The organism is Olsenella phocaeensis (genome assembly GCF_900120385.1).
Classification (GTDB): domain Bacteria; phylum Actinomycetota; class Coriobacteriia; order Coriobacteriales; family Atopobiaceae; genus Olsenella_I; species Olsenella_I phocaeensis.
Map to the genome: position 1 here is coordinate 899,301 of NZ_LT635494.1, position 18,333 is coordinate 917,633.

Below are 18,333 nucleotides of genomic sequence, written 5' to 3' on the forward strand. Positions count from 1 at the left end.
TGCCCTCCTGGCGATTGACTGACCTCAGGCTACTCCTCGTGACGCGGAGCGTGGTCGAAGGACGGGCACAAGGGAGAAGTTCCTCTCGCCTAGGAATAGAATGCAGACAGGGGCGCGCGCCGGGGAGTGCCGCGCCAGGGGAAGAGGGGATGGCCATGGCAGGGCTCCACTGCAGCGACTGCGTCTTTGCCGAGTTCTCGCTCAACGAGAGGACCGGGATGTACCAGGGGACCTGCAGCCGGGGCTTCACCCTGGCCGATCCCCGCGTCCATCACGAGCCCGAGATGTACTTCGCCGTGCGCGAGGACGGCCTGGTTCCGGTACGCGACCCCTTTGGCAGGGAGTACCTCCGGACCAAGAACATCTGTGACCGCTTCCAGCCTCGCAAGAAGGAATAGCCGCGCGGCATCCGCCCGAGGGTGCTTACCTGCTTCGGTGGCGTCCGCCTGCGCCTGGCGTCCGCCTGTCGTCGCTGGGAATCCGCCCCGAGGCACTCGCCTCCCATGATGGCGGGACACAAGAAAGGGGGACGCGCCCGAGCACGTCCCCCTTGGCCTTGCCATGTCCCGGCTGAGTGCCGGTAGCGCGGTGCCTATGCCGCGTGGGCGCCGCCCTCGATCTCTCCGCCGCAGTGGGGGCAGCGCGTGGCGCCCTCCTTGACCTCCTCGAGGCAGTGGGGGCACACGGGCGCGGCCGCGGCCTCCTCGACGGCCTCCTTGTGACGGAGCTTGTCGGCCTGCTCCTGCATCTTGTTCAGGGCCTTGACCATGCAGAAGACGACGAAGGCAATGATCAGGAAGTTGATGATTGCCGAGATGAACGCGCCGAAGTCGATCACGGTGTCGGCGTTGACGGGAATCTGCAGGCCCGAGACGCCGGTGCCGCCGCCCGTGACGAGGGTGATGAGGGGGTTGATGATGTTGGACACCAGCGACGTCACGATGGCGGTGAAGGCGCCGCCGATGATGATGCCGACGGCCATGTCCATCACGTTGCCCTTGGCGATGAACTCCTTGAACTCGCTCATGAACTTCTTCATTTGATAGAACCTCTCCTTGGTTAACGCCAAATGTGCCCAATAGTCTAGCTGCTTTTCGGCGAACGGTTTCGCAGCGTTTGCAAAGCAGGGAAAAGCCCCGCTACCTCCTTGGGCCGGCGAGCTCGTCGGTGTCGAGCCAGATCGTCACGGGGCCGTCGTTCACGAGAGAGACCTGCATGTCGGCCCCGAAGACGCCACGGCCCACGTGGGGGCAGTCCCCCTCGGCCAGCTCGCAGAAGCGCTCGTAGAGGGGGACGGCGACGTCGGACCGGGCGGCGCCCGTGAAGCCCGGGCGGTTCCCGTGGCGCGTCTGGGCATAGAGGGTGAACTGGCTCACCACCAGGACCTCGCCTCCCACGTCGGCAAGCGAGAGGTTCATCCTGCCGTCCTCGTCGTCGAACACCCTGAGGCGGCGGACCTTGTCCCAAAGCCTCTGGGCGGTGGCCTCGTCATCGTCGGGGCCCACGCCGAGGAGCACGAGGTAGCCCCTGCCGCAGCGTCCCTTGAGCTCCCCCTCGACGCGCACCTCCGCGTCCGTGACCCTCTGAAGCAGCGCCCTCATGCGCCCTCCCCACAAGAAGGCCCCGGACGGCTGTGCGTCCGGGGCGCGTGCCCGGTCCTGGTCCCTGCCCTACAGGCCGTAGATGGCCGAGAACTTCTCGACCAGGTAGTCGCAGTAGTGGCGCGCGTCGAAGGGCTCTCCGCAGGCGTCCTCGACGATCTGCGCGGGGTCCTTGGAGCGGCCGAAGCGCCACACGCGGTCACGCAGCCAGGCGCGGATGGGGGCGAGGTCGCCCGACGAGAGCACGCCCTCCCAGTCCATGCCCTCCTCGATCATGCGGTGGCGGAACTGGGCCCCGTAGGCACCTCCCAGCGCGTAGGTGGGGAAGTAGCCGAAGAGCCCGTCGGCCCAGTGGGTGTCCTGCAGGGCGCCGTGGGTGTCGTCGGTCACCTTGACTCCCAGGTAGTCCTTGTAGCGCTGCCTCCAGAGCCCCGGGACGTCCGCCGCCTTCGCCTCGCCTGAGAAGAGCAGCTGCTCGATCTCGTAGCGGATCAGGATGTGCAGGGGGTAGGTGAGCTCGTCGGCCTCGGTGCGGACGAGCGAGCCCTCCGCGCGGTTTGTCGCCAGGTAGAACTGGTTGGGCGTAACGCGGCCCAGCTGGCCCCTGAAGTGGCGGGACATGGTCCCGAGCAGCGTGGGGGCGAAGGCGCGGTCGCGGCCGACGTAGTTCTCGAAGAAGCGCGACTGGCTCTCGTGGATGCCCGAGGAGGTGCCGCCCTTGAGCGAGGTGTAGTTGAGGCTGGGGTCGACGCCCGTCTCGTACAGGGCATGACCGCCCTCGTGGAGCATGGTGTACACGTTGCTCACCACGTCATCGGGGTGGACGTGCGCGGCGATGACGGCGTAGTTGGTGGTGAGCGCGTCCGAGTAGGGATGCTCTGTCTTGGTCAGGAACATGACCTTGGGGTCGAGGCCCTCGAGCGCCATGAGGTCGCTCGCGAGCTCCCACTGGCGCCTCTCGTCGAACTTGCCCTCCACGCAGCTGCGGCTGGGCTGCCACCGCTTTGCCTGGATCTGCGCCAGCAGGGGGACGACGGTCTCCTTCACCTGCGAGAAGAAGGCGTCATAGAAGGCGCGGTCGCTGCCGTGCTCGAAGTCGTCGAGCCAGACGTCGTAGGGGTCCGCCTCGGGCCTGCGAAGCTTGGCGATGCGGCGCATGGAGTCGACCACGCGGTCCAGGTAGGGCTCGAAGGAGGCCCAGTCGTTGGCGTCCTTGGCCTTNCCACATGAGCGTGGCGCGGGCGTCGTAGTCGTCGGGCCGCCCGTGCACCACGCGCGCCGCGCCCATGATCGCGCGGATGATGCCGTGGGCGACGTTGTCGGTCACGGGGACGGGTCCGGCGTTGCTGAAGAGCCGTTCGCAGACGTGGCAGATCATGTCGGTCACGCCCGCAGCGGTCTGGTAGGGAGGGAGCCCGAAGGTCAGCTCGGGGTCCATGACCGCCACGCGCGGGCGCAGGGCATCGGAGCTCGTGCCCTTCTTGACCTGCAGCTCGTCGTTGCTGATGACGCAGGAGGCGGAACCCTCGGAGCCGGCGGCGGGGATGGTGAGCGCCACGGCGACGGGGAGGCAGGCGCCGACCTTCGCCTTCCCGCAGAAGAAGTCCCACACGTCGCCCTGGTAGGGCACGCCGAAGGCTATGGCCTTGGAGCTGTCGATCACCGACCCGCCGCNGGGCGGCGGGGTTGGGGCTGGCGGGCATGCCGGGGATGCTGGTCTGCCCCGCGGTCGTCGTCGCGGTGGCGGCGACGGGCTCGTCGAGGTCGTCGAAGCTGGGGATGCCGTCGGTGGTCTCGGCCATGTGAGCTCCTCTTCTCTGCCCGCTCGCGCGGGCGCGTCTTGTCTGCCTGTCCAGAGTCTAACCCCGAAGCGCCGGGACCCGTCACGATTCCGCGGCCGCCCACACCGTCTGCGTGCGCCCCGGTCCCGCTGGCGGCGTCTTGTTGGATAATCGTTGCAGACGGGCCGGGGCCCGGGGGCCTCGGGTCGGGCGGCCCGCCCGGCAACGACGACGGAAGGAGAGGGACATGTCCGACGAGCTTGGCGGTCGCACCGACGACGGCAGGTCCTGCGTGCTGGGAATCGACGTGGGCGGAACCTCCATCAAGGCGGGGCTCATGAGCTGCGAGGGCGAGCTCTTGGACACGACCAAGATCCCCACGGGCTCCATCGTCGGGCAGGAGGCGTTCCGGCGCATCGTCGAGGGGTTGGACGCGCTCGTGGCCGGCCAGGGCAGGGTCGCGGACGACCTCCTGGCGGTGGGGCTGGACGTTCCCGGGCCCGTGGACGACGAGGGCTGCGTGGGTCTGCTCGCCAACATCGACCTCGACGCGGACGGCCTGCGCGCCGCGCTCAGGGAGGCGTACCCCGGGGCCACCCTCGCCTTCGTGAACGACGCGAACGCCGCGGCCCTGGGCGAGCTCTGGAAGGGCTCGGGCAAGGGCATGGGGAGCTTCGTCATGATCACGCTGGGCACGGGCGTCGGGGCGGGCGTGGTGGTGGACGGCAGGCTCGTCGCCGGCGCCTTCGGGGCTGCCGGCGAGGTGGGGCACCTCACGGTGGAGCCCGGCGAGGAGCGCGTCTGCGGCTGTGGCAGGAGGGGCTGCCTGGAGCAGTACGCCTCGGCCAAGGGCCTGGTCTGGCTGTATCGCGACCGCTGCGCCCGGACGGGCGCCAGGCCCGTTCCCATAGCGCATGCCACCGACGCCGTCGCCGTCTTCGACGCATACCGCGAGGGAGACGAGGCGGCGGCATGGGCCGTGGGCCAGATGTGCCAGAAGCTGGGCTTCGCCCTGGCGCAGGTCTCCGCCGTGGTGGACCCGGCAGTCTTCCTCATCGGCGGCGGCGTCGCGGGCGCCTTCGACCTCTTCGGAGAGGAGCTCGCCCGATCCTTCCGCTCCCACTGCCTGGCACCCTCCGCCGCCGCGCGCATCCTGCCCTGCGTCCTGGGCAACGACGCGGGCATGTACGGAGTCGCCTACGAGGCGCTGCTCCAGCGCGGCTAGGCGGCCTCGATGGGACCGCATGGTTCCAATGGTGGTATCCTGACCTTGTCTTTCTGGCACCTGCCAGGGCCTGGTGCGCAGGCATGCCAGCCTGCCTGCCAGGCACGAAACAGAGCGCGGTTCTCGCCCTCGTCCCGAAGGAGCAGCCAATGAGTGACTTTGTCCAGGCATCGCACGTATTCCTCGACAACCCCGCGAAGAACGTAGACGAGGCCCTCGAGTTCCTCTCCAGGAAGGCGGTCGAGCTGGGCGTCGCCGACGACGAGCGGGCCGTCCTCGACGCCTTCAAGGCGCGCGAGGCAGAGGGCACCACGGGCATGATGTCCGGCTTCGCCATCCCCCACGCCAAGTCCGCCGCCGTCAAGGAGGCCACCGTCATGGTGGTCAAGTTCGCGGGCGACGTCGAGTGGGAGTCCATGGACGACAAGCCCATCGTCGTGGCCATCGCCCTGCTCGTCCCCGGGGCCGAGGCGGGCACCACCCACCTGCAGCTCCTCTCGAAGGTCGCCGTCATGCTCATGGACGAGGGCTTCAGGAACGACGTCCTCGGCGCCACCGACGAGGCGAGCATCGCCGAGCGCATCAACTCGAAGCTCGACTAGGCGGCACCCGGCCCCCTGGGGCCCGCCGCCACGCCGTGCGAACGCGTCACGAGGGGAGGGGAGAGGATCCCCTCCCCCTTTTTGCGCGTGGTGTCCCCGATCGTGTCGCGCACGAGCATAATCCCAGCTCATCCGGCCGGCGGCCGGCCGAGGGGGCCATCCCTGCGTGCCATCGTCCGCCCTGGCGGCCCAAGGGGCCGCAATGCTCCCGGGGGCCTGACAAAGGAGGCTCCCGTGCCTGTCCGTTGCGCTATAGTGAGACGTGTCTGGGCCGTTGCCGCATGGAGAGGCGCGTGGCGGAGGTCCAAGCAGCGCTGGTCCCCGGGACCGAGGGTCCTGGGGCGCGATTCTGCAACAGCCACCGGTGTGGTGGACCGTATCGCTTCGAAGGAGAGGATATGGCAAGAAAATTCAAGTCTATGGACGGCAACGAGGCGGCAGCCTGGGTGTCTTACGCCTTCACCGAGGTCGCGGGCATCTACCCCATCACGCCGTCCAGCCCCATGGCCGACCATGTCGACCAGTGGGCGGCCAAGGGTCTGAAGAACGTCTTCGGCACGCCCGTGCGCGTCGTCGAGATGGAGTCCGAGGCCGGTGCCGCAGGCACCGTCCACGGCTCGCTGGGTGCTGGTGCCCTCACCACCACCTACACGGCCTCCCAGGGCCTGCTCCTCATGATCCCCAACATGTACAAGATTGCCGGCGAGGGCCTGCCCGGCGTCTTCCACGTGTCTGCGCGCACCGTCGCCTCCCACGCGCTGAACATCTTCGGCGACCACTCCGACGTCATGGCCTGCCGCCAGACCGGCTTCGCCATGCTGGCCGAGGGCAACGTCCAGGAGGTCATGGACCTCGCCCCCGTCGCCCACCTCGCCGCCATCGAGGGCAAGACGCCCTTCGTCAACTTCTTCGACGGCTTCCGCACCTCGCACGAGATCCAGAAGGTCGCCACCTGGGACTTCGAGGACCTCAAGGACATGCTCGACATGGACGCGGTCCAGGCCTTCCGCGACCACGCCCTGAACCCCGAGCACCCGCACGCCCGCGGCGCGCACGAGAACGGCGACATCTTCTTCCAGCACCGCGAGGCCTGCAACGCCACCTATGACGCGCTCCCCGCCGTCGTCGAGTCCTACATGGACAAGATCAACGAGAAGCTCGGCACCAGCTACCACCTCTTCGACTACTACGGCGCCGAGGACGCCGACCGCGTCGTGGTCTGCATGGGCTCCTTCTGCGACACCCTCGAGGAGGCCATCGACTACCTCAACGCGCACGGCGAGAAGGTCGGCCTGGTCAAGGTCCGCCTCTACCGTCCCTGGTCCATCGAGCACTTCGTCAAGGCGCTCCCCAAGAGCGTCAAGAAGATCGCCGTCCTCGACCGCACCAAGGAGCCCGGCTCCATCGGCGAGCCCCTGTACCAGGACGTCGTCACCGCCCTCTACGAGGCCGGCATGAGCGACCTCACCGTCGTGGGCGGTCGCTACGGCCTAGGCTCCAAGGACACCACCCCCGCAGACGCGTTCGCGGTGTACACCGAGCTCAAGAAGGACGAGCCCAAGCGCGAGTTCACCATCGGCATCGTCGACGACCTCACCAACCTCTCGCTCCCGCGCGAGGAGGACACCCCCAACACCGCGGCCCCCGGCACCATCGAGTGCAAGTTCTGGGGCCTCGGCGGCGACGGCACGGTCGGCGCGAACAAGAACTCGATCAAGATCATCGGCGACCACACCGACAAGTACGTCCAGGCATACTTCCAGTACGACTCCAAGAAGACCGGCGGCGTGACCGTCAGCCACCTGCGCTTCGGTGACTCTCCCATCCGCTCGCCCTACTACGTGACCAAGGCCGACTTCGTGGCCTGCCACAACCCCTCCTACATCACCAAGGGCTTCAAGATGGTGCGTGACGTCAAGCCCGGCGGCACCTTCCTGATCAACTGCCAGTGGGACCTCGAGGAGCTCTCGCAGCACCTCAACGCCGAGGCCAAGCGCTACATCGTGAAGAACGACATCCAGGTCTACACGATCGACGCCATCGACCTCGCCATCGAGGTCGGCATGGGCAAGCGCACCAACACCATCCTCCAGTCCGCGTTCTTCGCGCTGGCCAAGGTCCTGCCCGCCGAGGACGCCCTGAAGTACATGAAGGACGCTGCCACCAAGTCCTACTCCAAGAAGGGCGAGGCCGTCGTCGCCGCCAACCACAAGGCCATCGACGCCGGCGCAACCGCCTTCAAGAAGCTCGAGATTCCCGCTGACTGGGCGACCGCGACCGACGAGCACGTCGAGCTGTCCCTCGAGGGCCGCGAGGCCATCGTCAAGCAGGTCAAGGAGCTCCTCGGCCCCATCAACCTGATGGACGGCGACTCCCTGCCCGTCTCGGCCTTCAAGGACAACCCCGACGGACAGTGGGAGCTCGGCGCCTCCGCGTACGAGAAGCGCGGGACCGCCGTCATGGTCCCCCACTGGGACGAGTCCAAGTGCATCCAGTGCAACCAGTGCGGCTACGTGTGCCCCCACGCCACCATCCGTCCCGTCGCCCTTGACGCCGACGAGGTCGCGGCCGCGCCCGAGAACATGCGCATGCTCGACGTCACCATGCCCAAGGACAGTGGCCTGAAGTTCGCCATCGTCGTCTCCCCGCTGGACTGCATGGGCTGCACCAACTGCGTCAAGGTCTGCCCCAAGGACGCCCTCACCATGGTTCCCCAGGAGAGCGAGTCCGACCAGGCGCAGGTCTGGGACTACGCGGTCAACCACGTCACCGAGAAGAAGGAGCTCCAGGGCAACAACGTCAAGGGCTCCCAGTTCCACAAGCCCCTGCTGGAGTTCTCTGGCTCCTGCGCCGGCTGCGCCGAGACCTCCTACGCGCGTCTCGTGACCCAGCTCTTCGGTGATCGCATGTTCATCTCCAACGCCACCGGTTGCTCCTCCATCTGGGGCAACCCCGCGGCCACCTCGCCCTTCACGGTCAACGCCGAGGGCCATGGCCCCGCGTGGAACAACTCCCTCTTCGAGGACAACGCCGAGCATGGCCTGGGCCTCTACGTGGGCTACATGGCCGAGCAGGCCAAGCTCGAGGCCATGACCTCCGAGCTCATCGCCGCCGACGGCGTCTCCGAGGAACTCAAGGCTGCCGGCCAGGCGTGGGTCGACTCCAAGATGGACACCGACGAGTCCAAGGCCGCCGCGGCCAAGTACGTCGAGGAGCTCGAGAAGAACGGCTCCGAGGGTGCCAAGGCGATCCTGGCCGACAAGTCCTACCTCACCAAGAAGTCCTTCTGGATCTTCGGCGGCGACGGTTGGGCCTACGACATCGGCTTCGGTGGGCTCGACCACGTCCTTGCCTCCGGCAACAACGTGAACGTCTTCGTCTTCGACACCGAGGTCTACTCCAACACCGGCGGACAGGCCTCCAAGGCCTCCAACCTGGGCCAGGTCGCCCAGTTCGCGGCGGCCGGCAAGGAGACCAAGAAGAAGTCCCTGGCCGAGATCGCGATGTCCTACGGCTACGTCTACGTGGCCCAGGTCGCTATGGGCGCCAACCCCATGCAGACCCTGAAGGCCATCCAGGAGGCCGAGGCCTACGACGGCCCCTCCCTCATCATCGGCTACAGCCCCTGCGAGATGCACTCCATCAAGAAGGGTGGCATGACCAACTGCCAGAACGAGATGAAGAAGGCAGTCGACTGCGGCTACTGGAACCTCTTCCGCTTCAACCCCGACGCCCCCGCCGGCAAGAAGTTCGTCCTGGACTCCAAGGAGCCCAAGGGCGGCTATCAGGACTTCCTGATGAACGAGGCCCGCTACGCCCGCCTGACGACCGAGTTCCCCGAGCGCGCGGCGGAGCTCTTCGCGCGCAACGAGGCGGCGGCCATGGATCGCTACCAGCACCTGCTCAAGCTCAAGGCGATGTATGCCGAGTCCTAGCGCAGCTTGCCTGACGGCATCCGCCAGCTAGCCGAGGGGCCGGGGGAGAGATCCTCCGGCTCCTTCCTTGTGCGAAGGTCGTACTGGCCCCACGTCCCGATGACAGGGACTTGTGTGCCACGAGGGAAGGCGGCCGGCGCGTAGGTCGCGCCGGCCGCCTGACCGTTCCTCGGGAGCCCGGCCCTACGCGTCGAGCAGTGGGGTCATGGGGCCCTGGCTGAGCACGACCACGCGATGCATGGCGCGGCTGATCGCCGTGTAGAGCCTCCTGCGAGAGATCTCGTCGCCCGGGTAGGCCTCCGCCTGGGCGTCGGGCACGATGACCTCGTCGAACTCGAGACCCTTGGCGAGTCTCAGGTCCAGGAGCACCACGCCTTCCTTGGGGAGCTCGTCTCCCTTGCCAAGGTATGTCACGGAGTCGCCCAGCTGGCGCGAGAGCCAGTTGGCACGGGCCTTGTCCTGCGCCACGACGGCACAGAGGCCCTCCCGGCCTCGCGCCTCCTCGACCTGCGCCCGCAGCTCGGCCAGGTACGCGTCCGCGTCCTGGGGACAGGCGCGGATGAGGGGCGCGACGCCCGGCCTCCTCACGGAGCTCAGGGTCACGCGCTCCTCCTCGTCGAGGAGGCCGCAGAAGAGCTCGGTGATCTCGGGGGAGGAGCGGTAGCTCGTGAGCAGGCGGCACTGGGCCACCGTGCCGTGCGTCTCCTCGAAGATGGAGCGGAGGGCCTCGAAGCTCGCGCTGCCCTCGCGGATGGCCTGGTGACGGTCTCCCAAAAGGAGGAAGTGGGCACGGCCGAAGTAGCGTGCGAGGAGCATGAGCTGCGCCTCGCTGTAGTCCTGCACCTCGTCCACCATCACGTAGCGCGCGTCCTGCGCCCCGTCCCCGGTGAGCGCGAGCTTGAGGTAGAGCCATTCGACGGCGCTCAGGGCCTGCCTGCCGGTGACGCGCATGCCTATGCGGTCCAGACGCAGCCAGGAGCAGGAGTCCACGTCGGAGAAGGCGGGCGAGAAGAGCTCGCGGGCATAGCGGCGGGCGCAGGCCACGGTCTCGTCCTCGTCGGCGGGGGCGACGAGCTCCCCGAAGATGCGCATTTGCTCGTCCACGTCGAGGGAGAGCATCTGTTCCTGCAGCTCCTCGTTGTGGGCAAGCTGCGACATCCGACGCTCGACCTTCTGGTGCAGGTCCTCCTTCACGAGCGCGAAGAGGCGGGGGCCCATGCCGAGCCTGCCCACGTGCTCCTCGACGGACTTGCGGATCTGTGCGGCGGACACCAGTCGCACGTCGCCCACGTGGACGTCGCGGAAGTCGTCGTCCTCGAGGGCGATGGAGGCGACCGACCGCCCGAGCTCCCTGAGTGCGGAGGCGTCCACGCCCTCGCCTTCCGAGCGCTGGTCGAGCCCCTGCCCCGCGAGGAAGGACTTCCAGGTGAGGGTGTGCGGGTTGGACTCGCCCAGGCTGGGCAGGACGGTGTCGATGTAGCGGGCGAAGACGTCGTTGGGGGAGAAGAGGTAGACCTGGTCCGGCCTGAGGCTCTCGCGCTCCTGGTAGAAGAGGTAGGCGATGCGCTGGAGGAGCACCGAGGTCTTGCCCGACCCTGCGATGCCGTCCACCAGGAGGGCTGGGACGTCCTCGTGACGCACCACCTGGTTCTGCTCGCGCTGGATGGTTGCCGTGATGGCCTGGAGCTTCTCGGAGTGGTGGCGCCTGAGCGCCCCGAGCAGGAGGGCGTCTTGGATCGCCACGCTGGTGTCGAAGTAGGACCTGAGACGGTCCTGCACGACGTCGAACTGTCGGCGCAGCTCGAGGTTCACCGTCTTCGTGCGTCCGTCCACCTCGTAGCTCGTGGGGCCGACCTCCTGGTTGTAGTAGGTTTGGGCGACGGGGCTGCGCCAGTCCACGATGAGGGGGACCTGTCGCTCGTCCGTGATGCCCACGGTCCCGATGTACACGTCGCGGGCGGGCCGCCCCGGCCTCATCTGGAGCCGCACCTTGGCGAAGTAGGGTTGCCGCAGGAGCAGGAGGGTGCGCCGCAGGCGGTCGAGCGTGAAGTCGTGATGCTGGTTGTAGGTGTCGATGACGCTGTTCAGGGTCTCGATGGCGGCCAGGGTCTCCATGGTCTCGTCGTCGCTGTTGAAGTTGAGCCTGACTTCCTCGTTCATGTCGCGCAGGTCCTGGGCAGCATACTCGTGCGTGGTCTCGAGCTCCCTCTGCACCGCGTCATGGATGTCCCGCAGGCGCTCGTGCGTCCTCTTGAGGTGGTCCTGCTCCTCGAGGAAGACGGGGTCGTCCTGATGGGTCGCGGTCNGCGGCGGGCGAGGGCGGCATGCCCCGCTTCATGGCCGGCGCGTGAGGGCGGGTCTCCTCTCCCGGCCGGCGTGCCTCTCCTACGAGGCGTTGCCCAGCGAGAAGCGCAGCGCCACGGGGTTGTGGTCGCTCGTGGCGAAGCCCGTGTCCACGTTGGTCGCCGTGGCGCTTACGTTGTCGGAGACGATGAAGCCGTCCACCGTGGTCTGGTAGCTGACGCCGGGCTGGTAGGGGATGTCGTCCCCGCGACAGCTGGCGACCTCCTCCAGGTTCTGTGCGCGCACGACCGAGAAGCCCTGGGGCAGGTCCCCGTCGTCCATGACGGCAACCCAGTCGGGCACCTGCTGCCGGCTGGGGTACAGCTCGAGCGAGCCGCAGAGGGCATGGTTCCAGTCCCCGCCTGCAATCACGTAGTTGCCGCGGGCGCGCTCGGAGGACAGGACGTCGCCCAGCATGGCGAGTTGGCGCGCGCGGCTGCCCCCTCCCGCGTCGTAGGCGGACATGTGGCTGTTGACCAGCACGAGCTCGTGTCCGTCGGCAACGGGGATGCGCAGCATGGCGAAGCAGCGGTCGAGGTCGAAGAACTTCGTGGGGAAGCTCTCGTCCACCGGGTAGCTCCTGCGCGTGGCCGAGGTCACGCTCGCGTCCGAGAGCGTCAGGAGGCCCGAGCTGACGCGTCCGTGCGGGGCCGTGATGGGCCAGGCAAGGAAGCCGGAGTGGAAGTTCGAGGCGAAGACGGACTGGTACCCGGCAAAGGCCCCCTCGAACGCCTTGACCTGATTGACATGATGGCTGCGGTCGGAGTCGACGTCGACCTCCTGCAGGAGAACGAAGTCCGGGCCCTCGCCCCCGAAGGCGTCCCTCAGGCTCGAGACGTCGCCCTGGGTGCAGGCCTCCACCGACTCGCGGCTCGTCGCGACCGAGCTCGTGCCCCGGGTGGGCGTCCCGTCGGCCATGCGGCCCTCGTCCATGAAGAAGGTGTAGTCGGGGGTGTAGGCGCCGAAGCCGATGTTGTAGGTCGCTGCCGTGTACTCCCTCCCCGGCTCGAGCTGGCGCGCCGCGTCCCCGGCGCCTGCCTTCCCAATCTGGACCAGCTCGTCGTCGGGGATGCGCGCGTAGTGGCTCTCGAGGTAGATGGCATAGCCCCCGACGACGGCGGCCGCGACGACGGCGAGGGCCAAGATGGTGCGGAGGAGCGTCAGGAGGGCCCGTGCCACGCCATGCCGCCCCCGTCCGTCCTCCCGCTTGCGGGTGTGCTGTCTCCGACTGTGCTTGGACATGCCCCGCCCCTTCTCCGGGGCCGTGCCTCGCGCACGGCCGATTCCACAACGGTATATGACGCCGCGTCACGGCAGAAGGATGCTTTCGACGAGCGCGCCTGGATTGGCGCTTCGTGTGGCACCCGGGCCTACCGTTGCGCGGCCTAGGCGTCCGCCTGCGGAGATATGCGCAAAAACGCGCATCCCGCGTCTAATATCGAATCAGGTGGATAAGTGACTCCGCCACGAGAGAAGGGGGCACGCATGGGACAGTATGTCATGGTCGAGAAGGAAGGGCTCTACCAGTTCAACCTCTGCGACAGCAACGGGCATGTGGTCCTCGCGTCCACGGTGTATCCCTCGCGCGAGGAGTGCCTTGCCGGGATGGACTCGACGAGGGCCCTTGCGGTGGGCGCTCCCGTGCAGGATGGCACGGTCCACGGCTTCGGTCGCGTCGCCGCGCCAAAGTGCCGCATCTACCAGCAGCTCGATGGCAAGTACTACTTCGTCTTGGTGGACGACGCGGGAGACGCGCTCGGGCGCTCGCACGCGTATCCGAAGAAGGAGAGCCTGCTCAGGCGCATAGAGCGCATGAGGAAGGAGAGCTCGTCTCCCCTGGCGCTCGAGGAGTAGGGGAGGCCTGCCGCCCGATGGCGCGCCGGGCATGCCAGGCTATGCGTGGATGACGACCTCGAGGGTGGGGTTCTGGATGCCGGAGCGCTCGATGACGGCTCGTGCGCGATCGAACCATGAACCGTCGCCGCGCCTTGACCCGTCCTGCTCCAAGGTGATGCGCGTGGGAGCGGCGAGCTCCTCCAGGCAGTCGGCCAGGGCGGAGAGGTTGCCCCCGTAGTAGGTGGGGAAGCCCAGCTCTCGGGCGAGGAGCGCGTGGAGCTCCTCGGGCCCGCCCAACGCGCTCTCGCGCAGCTCGACCTTCTTCACGCGTGCCTCCCGTCCGGCTGGACCCCGCTAGTACAGCCGCTCGAAGCTCTTATAGTGGTCGCCGGTGTAGTAGACGAGCCCGTCGTTGGAGAAGACGATCCTCTCGCCTCCACGGAAGCCGCCGGTGTAGTTGACGTCGCACTCGGTCCAGCTGCGTCCGCGCTTGTCCGGGAGCTGCCCGTCGTCGTTGTGGTAGCGGCTCCCGCCGATGGACATGCCGGGACAGACCTCGTCCAGGTTGCCCTTGGAGCTGTCCCAGCCCGCCTCGCGTGCCTTGGTCTTGCTGACGAAGTTGGCGGGCAGGTGGCCGAACTNAAGAGCGTCCCCGTCACAGGAAGGCCCCCATGATCCGCCTCGCGCGCACCGACCTCGACGACACCCTCATCGCCTTCGGGCGGCCGCGCGCGAGCGACCGCGCCCTCGCCGCGATTCACGGGATGCTCGACGCAGGGCTCCACTTCGGGCCCGTGAGCGGGAGGCTCCCTGCCGCCATGGGCTGGATGTTCGGGGGCGACGAGGCGTGCTGCGCCACTGGCGCCTACTGCAACGGGCAGATGGTCTACCTGGACGGCGAGCCCATAAGCGTCACGAGCCTGGACGGGGGCGAGCTCGACCGCGTCGCGGCGTGGCTCACCCAGAACACGGACGACACCGTGCTCGCGGTCTTCGACGTCCAGGGAGGAAGCGGCGTCGACGGCGACGCCCTCTGCGTGACCACCGACGCGCAGAGGCTTGGACGCATGGGGGACGAGTTCGGCTGCGCGGGCATCGTGCCCCGCCTCGGTGCCTCGAGCTACGTGAAGTCCAACATCCGCTGCGGGGGCAGCCCCGAACGTCGCCTCGAGCTGCGCGACGCCCTCAAGGGGGAGTTTCCCGCCTTCGACTTCGTGTTTCCCAGCAACTGGGCGCCCCTCATCGACATCACGCCCAAGGGCTGGACCAAGGGCTCGGGCGTCCGCGTGCTGGCGGATGCGCTGGGGATAGGCCTCGACGAGGTGGCCACCTTCGGCGACTCCGAGAACGACCTGGGANGCATCCCTCCGTTGCCGTGGCTCCGGGGAGTCCGGCTGTTCCAATGGGGCGCTCGGCCCCGACTCAGGGGATAGATTGTACCCGCCGCGGGGCGCCTGCTTGCAGCTTTGGCCGCCCCGCCGCCCCTGGCCGCCGTCTCCCTCGCCAGCGCCCCCAAAGCCACCGTTCGCGGAAATGACCAGAAAAACGCATACAATTCCCGAATCTGGGGTACGATTGCATCAACACAGGAAGCCGATACGAGCCATCGGCCAACCGAGGGGGTGATGCCAGTGGACAGGGAAGAGCCGATATCAGGGCGTCCCGCAGCTGGCGTCGCGAGCCCCGTCTTCTTCTAGAGGCCATAGCAAGCAGGGCCTAGTAGGCGATACGAGCATCGCAGAATCCAAGGGACAGTCGGAAGTGCCGACCCAGCTGCGCAGGAGCCGGAGCGCCACCCGATGAGGCGCTGTGCTTCAGTCGCATCTGTCCTCGATCAAACAGCAACCTCAGCTAGGGCGTGTGACAAGTTATCGCATCTGTCGCAGGACACCCAGGTTCTGGGGTGTGAGCCAAGGAGGGGAGTCCAAAGGGCTCTTAGGGTGCCCGAAGGGGCGCGGCAAGAAGGCGTTTGCCAGCACGGTGGCAAAAGGCACGTGGTACGGCATGCTCCAGGGGCGGGTGGCCAAGACGGCACCCGCCCTTCATTGCGTTAGGATGGGAAGAGCGTCCCNGGCATGTGGTCCTCGCGTCCACGGTGTATCCCTCGCGCGAGGAGTGCCTTGCCGGGATGGACTCGACGAGGGCCCTTGCGGTGGGCGCTCCCGTGCAGGATGGCACGGTCCACGGCTTCGGTCGCGTCGCCGCGCCAAAGTGCCGCATCTACCAGCAGCTCGATGGCAAGTACTACTTCGTCTTGGTGGACGACGCGGGAGACGCGCTCGGGCGCTCGCACGCGTATCCGAAGAAGGAGAGCCTGCTCAGGCGCATAGAGCGCATGAGGAAGGAGAGCTCGTCTCCCCTGGCGCTCGAGGAGTAGGGGAGGCCTGCCGCCCGATGGCGCGCCGGGCATGCCAGGCTATGCGTGGATGACGACCTCGAGGGTGGGGTTCTGGATGCCGGAGCGCTCGATGACGGCTCGTGCGCGATCGAACCATGAACCGTCGCCGCGCCTTGACCCGTCCTGCTCCAAGGTGATGCGCGTGGGAGCGGCGAGCTCCTCCAGGCAGTCGGCCAGGGCGGAGAGGTTGCCCCCGTAGTAGGTGGGGAAGCCCAGCTCTCGGGCGAGGAGCGCGTGGAGCTCCTCGGGCCCGCCCAACGCGCTCTCGCGCAGCTCGACCTTCTTCACGCGTGCCTCCCGTCCGGCTGGACCCCGCTAGTACAGCCGCTCGAAGCTCTTATAGTGGTCGCCGGTGTAGTAGACGAGCCCGTCGTTGGAGAAGACGATCCTCTCGCCTCCACGGAAGCCGCCGGTGTAGTTGACGTCGCACTCGGTCCAGCTGCGTCCGCGCTTGTCCGGGAGCTGCCCGTCGTCGTTGTGGTAGCGGCTCCCGCCGATGGACATGCCGGGACAGACCTCGTCCAGGTTGCCCTTGGAGCTGTCCCAGCCCGCCTCGCGTGCCTTGGTCTTGCTGACGAAGTTGGCGGGCAGGTGGCCGAACTCGTGGACGTAGGCGGCCAGCTCGTTCTTGGAGGTGTAGCGCCCGTCCTCCCTGACGCCCTCGGAGGGCGCGTCGTCCTGCAGGGCGGTTCCCTGGGTGCCGGAGGTGGGGGAGCCTGCCTGGGCCGCACCCTCCTGCGGCGTGCCCTGGCCCGCGTTGCCGCCGGATCCGCCCGCAAGCGCCACCACGATGGCCACGAGCAGGGCGATGATGGCGCTGGTGACGCGTGCGACCTGCTTCTTCCCGAACATCCGTCCTCCTGCCGTCTTGGTGCCGTGGATCCGTTGCCCTAGTAGAGCGGCAGCTCTCCCGTGATGGGGTCGACCTGGTCGGCATGGAGGGGCTCGAAGGCGAGGCAGGTGTAGGTGGGCTCCCCGTGGAACTCCGTGAGGCCGGCGTCTCGCACCAGGGCGACGGCGAGGCCCCGCTCGCGCCCCTCGTCCGCGATGCGCAGGAGCTCCTCCTCTGAGTCGACGTAGACGCAGACCTTGGCCACTCCCGCCGCGAACCAGTCGGAGAGCGGGGTGGGCTCGCGCGCGCCCTCCTCGAGGTAGACCCAGCCCTCGTCGGGCGTGGCGCGCAGCTCGTCGAGCCTTCCCTCGCGCACGAGGGCCATGAGGGTCGCCTCGACACAGGCGTGCCCCGCCTGGGCCGCGATCTTGCCCTTGCGCATCTTGAGGTCGCGCCTCATGACGATCATCTGCTTCGACTTGTACGCCATCGCGTCACTTCCGTCCTCGTCCGCGTCGCGCGGACGCATGGCTGCGCCCCCCGCCATCACCGGTGGCAGGGGGCGCGGGGTGTGCGGCATCGCCCTACATGGGCCCCATGGGGAACTGCTCCTCGGCCAGCTTGGCCACGTCCTCCATGGCTCGGGCGATGTCGTTGGCGCGCTCGACGCCTAGGAACTTGACGACCTCGTCCACGAGGTCCAGGCCCACCCTGTACTCCTTCTCGAAGGCGTGGACGTTGTCCTTGTTCAGGTGCACGAAGACGCGCCTGCGGTCGATCTTGCTGTGCTCGCGGGTGATGATGCCCTTCTCCTCGAGCTGGTTCAGGTTGCGGTTGACCTGGGACTTGCGGATCTTGGTCCGCTGCGCGATCTGGGTGGGCGTGATGGGGATGCTGGGGTCCCTCTGGTCTTGCAGGTAGAGCGCGTAGCAGACCATCATCTCGTTGCGGGTGAGCCCGGCGGAGATGCTGACGTTGTCTATGGTGGTCGCGAGGTGGAGCCAGGCGTGAAGCAGGGGTTCGCTGGTGGTGTTCATCTTCGGTCCTTTGGACGTCGTGGCATTTCTGCAACGTCCCGGCCCATTTCCTTTCCCGAGTGCCATTCGGTCGGGGGAGGGGGTGACGTAGTGGCTACTCGCTGACCTCGAGCAGTTCGATCCTGAAGTTCAGGGCCTTTCCGGCCATCTCGTGGTTCATGTCGAAGGTCACGTGACCCTCGTCCTTGGCGGCGACCACGGCCTGGAAGGGCTGGCCGGAGGGGGAGCTGAGCATGACGTGCGCCCCGACCTCGAGCTCCTCCGCACCGGGGATCTGCGCCAGGGGGATGGTCTGGACGAGCTCGTCCCTGCGGGGGCCATACGCCTCGTCGGGCTCGAGCCTGACGTCGACGACGTCACCCACGGACATGTCGCGCACCGCGAGGTCGAAGCCCTTGATCATCTGGCCGGCCATGCAGGTGAAGGCGAGCGGCTCGCCCCTGTCGTGGGAGGAGTCGAACTTGCTGCCGTCGTCGAGGGTGCCTGTGTAGTGCACCCTCACCTTCTTGCCTTCGTTGCCCATGTCGCCTACCTCTCCTCTCGCGTGGTCAGTCGCAAGACTTTCGAGCTGATTTCGTTTGCCTTGGGTAGCTGGACCCATATGGCCTCTACCTGCGACATTTTAATGATGGACACTTTAGCAAATTGTGCGGGAAGTGTCAGTCCCGCGGCGAGCGGGTATCATTTGCAACTGAGTGACGAAGCTAACTTTTTGCCGCGGGGCGCGTCGCCCGCCCGCGGCC

Annotated in this window: 21 protein-coding genes; 8 read left to right on the forward strand and 13 right to left on the reverse strand. The window is 67.6% G+C overall.

Features of this window, described 5'->3' with window-relative positions; translation table 11 throughout:
* The first annotated feature begins 155 nt into the window (after positions 1–155).
* Entirely contained in the window at positions 156–398 is a 243-nt protein-coding gene (locus BQ7388_RS04240; protein ID WP_009279632.1) for a hypothetical protein, read from the forward strand.
* Between the two features lie 194 nt (positions 399–592).
* On the opposite strand, the gene mscL is transcribed toward BQ7388_RS04240, so the two are convergent.
* From mscL to BQ7388_RS04260, 4 genes are all read right to left on the reverse strand, one after another.
* A complete protein-coding gene (mscL, locus tag BQ7388_RS04245) occupies positions 593–1,039 on the reverse strand; it encodes a large conductance mechanosensitive channel protein MscL (RefSeq protein ID WP_009279631.1) in 447 nt (148 codons plus the stop codon).
* A 100-nt stretch (positions 1,040–1,139) separates the two neighbouring features.
* Entirely contained in the window at positions 1,140–1,601 is a 462-nt protein-coding gene (gene dtd / locus BQ7388_RS04250) for a D-aminoacyl-tRNA deacylase (protein ID WP_062529840.1), read from the reverse strand.
* Positions 1,602–1,670: 69 nt separating this feature from the next.
* On the reverse strand, positions 1,671–2,771 hold the full coding sequence (locus BQ7388_RS04255) for a gluzincin family metallopeptidase (RefSeq protein ID WP_234946830.1): 1,101 nt from the start codon (positions 2,769–2,771) through the stop codon (positions 1,671–1,673).
* Positions 2,665–3,264 (reverse strand): iron-containing alcohol dehydrogenase, encoded by a 600-nt coding sequence (locus BQ7388_RS04260; RefSeq protein ID WP_234946831.1) that lies wholly within the window; start codon positions 3,262–3,264, stop codon positions 2,665–2,667. The genes BQ7388_RS04255 and BQ7388_RS04260 overlap by 107 nt, the downstream gene beginning before the upstream one ends.
* 365 nt (positions 3,265–3,629) lie before the next feature.
* Here BQ7388_RS04260 and BQ7388_RS04265 point away from each other — a divergent pair, with 365 nt between their 5' ends.
* The 3 genes from BQ7388_RS04265 (at position 3,630) to nifJ (ending at position 9,144) form a co-directional block, all read left to right on the forward strand.
* Entirely contained in the window at positions 3,630–4,607 is a 978-nt protein-coding gene (locus BQ7388_RS04265) for an ROK family protein (protein ID WP_072499852.1), read from the forward strand.
* A gap of 149 nt (positions 4,608–4,756) precedes the next feature.
* Complete coding sequence (locus BQ7388_RS04270; RefSeq protein ID WP_009279627.1) at positions 4,757–5,209, forward strand: PTS sugar transporter subunit IIA; 453 nt, start codon at positions 4,757–4,759, stop codon at positions 5,207–5,209.
* A 398-nt stretch (positions 5,210–5,607) separates the two neighbouring features.
* A complete protein-coding gene (gene nifJ, locus BQ7388_RS04275) occupies positions 5,608–9,144 on the forward strand; it encodes a pyruvate:ferredoxin (flavodoxin) oxidoreductase (RefSeq protein ID WP_072499853.1) in 3,537 nt (1,178 codons plus the stop codon).
* A 183-nt stretch (positions 9,145–9,327) separates the two neighbouring features.
* Here nifJ and BQ7388_RS04280 read toward each other — a convergent pair whose 3' ends face one another.
* The gene (locus tag BQ7388_RS04280) at positions 9,328–11,358 is read right to left on the reverse strand and encodes a HelD family protein (RefSeq protein WP_327196093.1); all 2,031 of its coding nucleotides are present in this window, start codon (positions 11,356–11,358) and stop codon (positions 9,328–9,330) included.
* Between the two features lie 171 nt (positions 11,359–11,529).
* Positions 11,530–12,729 (reverse strand): endonuclease/exonuclease/phosphatase family protein, encoded by a 1,200-nt coding sequence (locus tag BQ7388_RS04285; protein ID WP_129583151.1) that lies wholly within the window; start codon positions 12,727–12,729, stop codon positions 11,530–11,532.
* A gap of 243 nt (positions 12,730–12,972) precedes the next feature.
* Here BQ7388_RS04285 and BQ7388_RS04290 point away from each other — a divergent pair, with 243 nt between their 5' ends.
* On the forward strand, positions 12,973–13,341 hold the full coding sequence (locus tag BQ7388_RS04290) for a YegP family protein (RefSeq protein WP_062529852.1): 369 nt from the start codon (positions 12,973–12,975) through the stop codon (positions 13,339–13,341).
* Between the two features lie 39 nt (positions 13,342–13,380).
* Here BQ7388_RS04290 and BQ7388_RS04295 read toward each other — a convergent pair whose 3' ends face one another.
* Positions 13,381–13,650: a barstar family protein gene (locus BQ7388_RS04295; RefSeq protein WP_009279621.1), complete on the reverse strand. Its 270-nt coding sequence runs from the start codon at positions 13,648–13,650 to the stop codon at positions 13,381–13,383.
* Positions 13,651–13,677: 27 nt separating this feature from the next.
* Complete coding sequence (locus tag BQ7388_RS04300) at positions 13,678–13,953, reverse strand: ribonuclease domain-containing protein (protein ID WP_083558258.1); 276 nt, start codon at positions 13,951–13,953, stop codon at positions 13,678–13,680.
* A 41-nt stretch (positions 13,954–13,994) separates the two neighbouring features.
* Here BQ7388_RS04300 and BQ7388_RS04305 point away from each other — a divergent pair, with 41 nt between their 5' ends.
* Positions 13,995–14,756 carry an HAD hydrolase family protein gene (locus BQ7388_RS04305; RefSeq protein ID WP_072499856.1) on the forward strand — a complete coding sequence of 254 codons (762 nt, stop codon included), beginning with the start codon at positions 13,995–13,997 and terminating at the stop codon, positions 14,754–14,756.
* Positions 14,757–15,451: 695 nt separating this feature from the next.
* Entirely contained in the window at positions 15,452–15,700 is a 249-nt protein-coding gene (locus BQ7388_RS04310; protein ID WP_129583152.1) for a DUF1508 domain-containing protein, read from the forward strand.
* Positions 15,701–15,739: 39 nt separating this feature from the next.
* Here BQ7388_RS04310 and BQ7388_RS04315 read toward each other — a convergent pair whose 3' ends face one another.
* The 5 genes from BQ7388_RS04315 to BQ7388_RS04335 form a co-directional block, all read right to left on the reverse strand.
* Positions 15,740–16,009, reverse strand: a complete 270-nt coding sequence (locus tag BQ7388_RS04315; protein ID WP_009279621.1) for a barstar family protein — start codon at positions 16,007–16,009, stop codon at positions 15,740–15,742.
* 27 nt (positions 16,010–16,036) lie between these two features.
* On the reverse strand, positions 16,037–16,573 hold the full coding sequence (locus BQ7388_RS04320) for a ribonuclease domain-containing protein (RefSeq protein WP_072499858.1): 537 nt from the start codon (positions 16,571–16,573) through the stop codon (positions 16,037–16,039).
* Positions 16,574–16,611: 38 nt separating this feature from the next.
* Complete coding sequence (gene pth2 / locus BQ7388_RS04325) at positions 16,612–17,043, reverse strand: aminoacyl-tRNA hydrolase (protein ID WP_040657174.1); 432 nt, start codon at positions 17,041–17,043, stop codon at positions 16,612–16,614.
* A gap of 94 nt (positions 17,044–17,137) precedes the next feature.
* Positions 17,138–17,590 (reverse strand): MarR family winged helix-turn-helix transcriptional regulator, encoded by a 453-nt coding sequence (locus BQ7388_RS04330; protein WP_072499859.1) that lies wholly within the window; start codon positions 17,588–17,590, stop codon positions 17,138–17,140.
* Positions 17,591–17,684: 94 nt separating this feature from the next.
* Positions 17,685–18,113, reverse strand: coding sequence for an FKBP-type peptidyl-prolyl cis-trans isomerase (locus BQ7388_RS04335; protein WP_009279617.1), 429 nt, complete (start codon positions 18,111–18,113; stop codon positions 17,685–17,687).
* Between the two features lie 21 nt (positions 18,114–18,134).
* Between BQ7388_RS04335 and BQ7388_RS12920 the strand changes: the two genes are divergently transcribed.
* Positions 18,135–18,333 (forward strand): hypothetical protein (locus tag BQ7388_RS12920; protein WP_234946832.1); only part of this gene is annotated, 199 nt, incomplete at its 3' end.

Bases quoted from the DNA above. Each gene is read 5' to 3' on its own strand.
- BQ7388_RS04240 (WP_009279632.1), top strand. From the start codon at position 156: ATGGCAGGGCTCCACTGCAGCGACTGCGTCTTTGCCGAGTTCTCGCTC.
- mscL (WP_009279631.1), bottom strand. From the start codon at position 1,039: ATGAAGAAGTTCATGAGCGAGTTCAAGGAGTTCATCGCCAAGGGCAAC.
- dtd (WP_062529840.1), bottom strand. From the start codon at position 1,601: ATGAGGGCGCTGCTTCAGAGGGTCACGGACGCGGAGGTGCGCGTCGAG.
- BQ7388_RS04265 (WP_072499852.1), top strand. From the start codon at position 3,630: ATGTCCGACGAGCTTGGCGGTCGCACCGACGACGGCAGGTCCTGCGTG.
- BQ7388_RS04270 (WP_009279627.1), top strand. From the start codon at position 4,757: ATGAGTGACTTTGTCCAGGCATCGCACGTATTCCTCGACAACCCCGCG.
- nifJ (WP_072499853.1), top strand. From the start codon at position 5,608: ATGGCAAGAAAATTCAAGTCTATGGACGGCAACGAGGCGGCAGCCTGG.
- BQ7388_RS04285 (WP_129583151.1), bottom strand. From the start codon at position 12,729: ATGTCCAAGCACAGTCGGAGACAGCACACCCGCAAGCGGGAGGACGGA.
- BQ7388_RS04290 (WP_062529852.1), top strand. From the start codon at position 12,973: ATGGGACAGTATGTCATGGTCGAGAAGGAAGGGCTCTACCAGTTCAAC.
- BQ7388_RS04310 (WP_129583152.1), top strand. From the start codon at position 15,452: ATGGACTCGACGAGGGCCCTTGCGGTGGGCGCTCCCGTGCAGGATGGC.
- BQ7388_RS04320 (WP_072499858.1), bottom strand. From the start codon at position 16,573: ATGTTCGGGAAGAAGCAGGTCGCACGCGTCACCAGCGCCATCATCGCC.
- pth2 (WP_040657174.1), bottom strand. From the start codon at position 17,043: ATGGCGTACAAGTCGAAGCAGATGATCGTCATGAGGCGCGACCTCAAG.
- BQ7388_RS04330 (WP_072499859.1), bottom strand. From the start codon at position 17,590: ATGAACACCACCAGCGAACCCCTGCTTCACGCCTGGCTCCACCTCGCG.
- BQ7388_RS04335 (WP_009279617.1), bottom strand. From the start codon at position 18,113: ATGGGCAACGAAGGCAAGAAGGTGAGGGTGCACTACACAGGCACCCTC.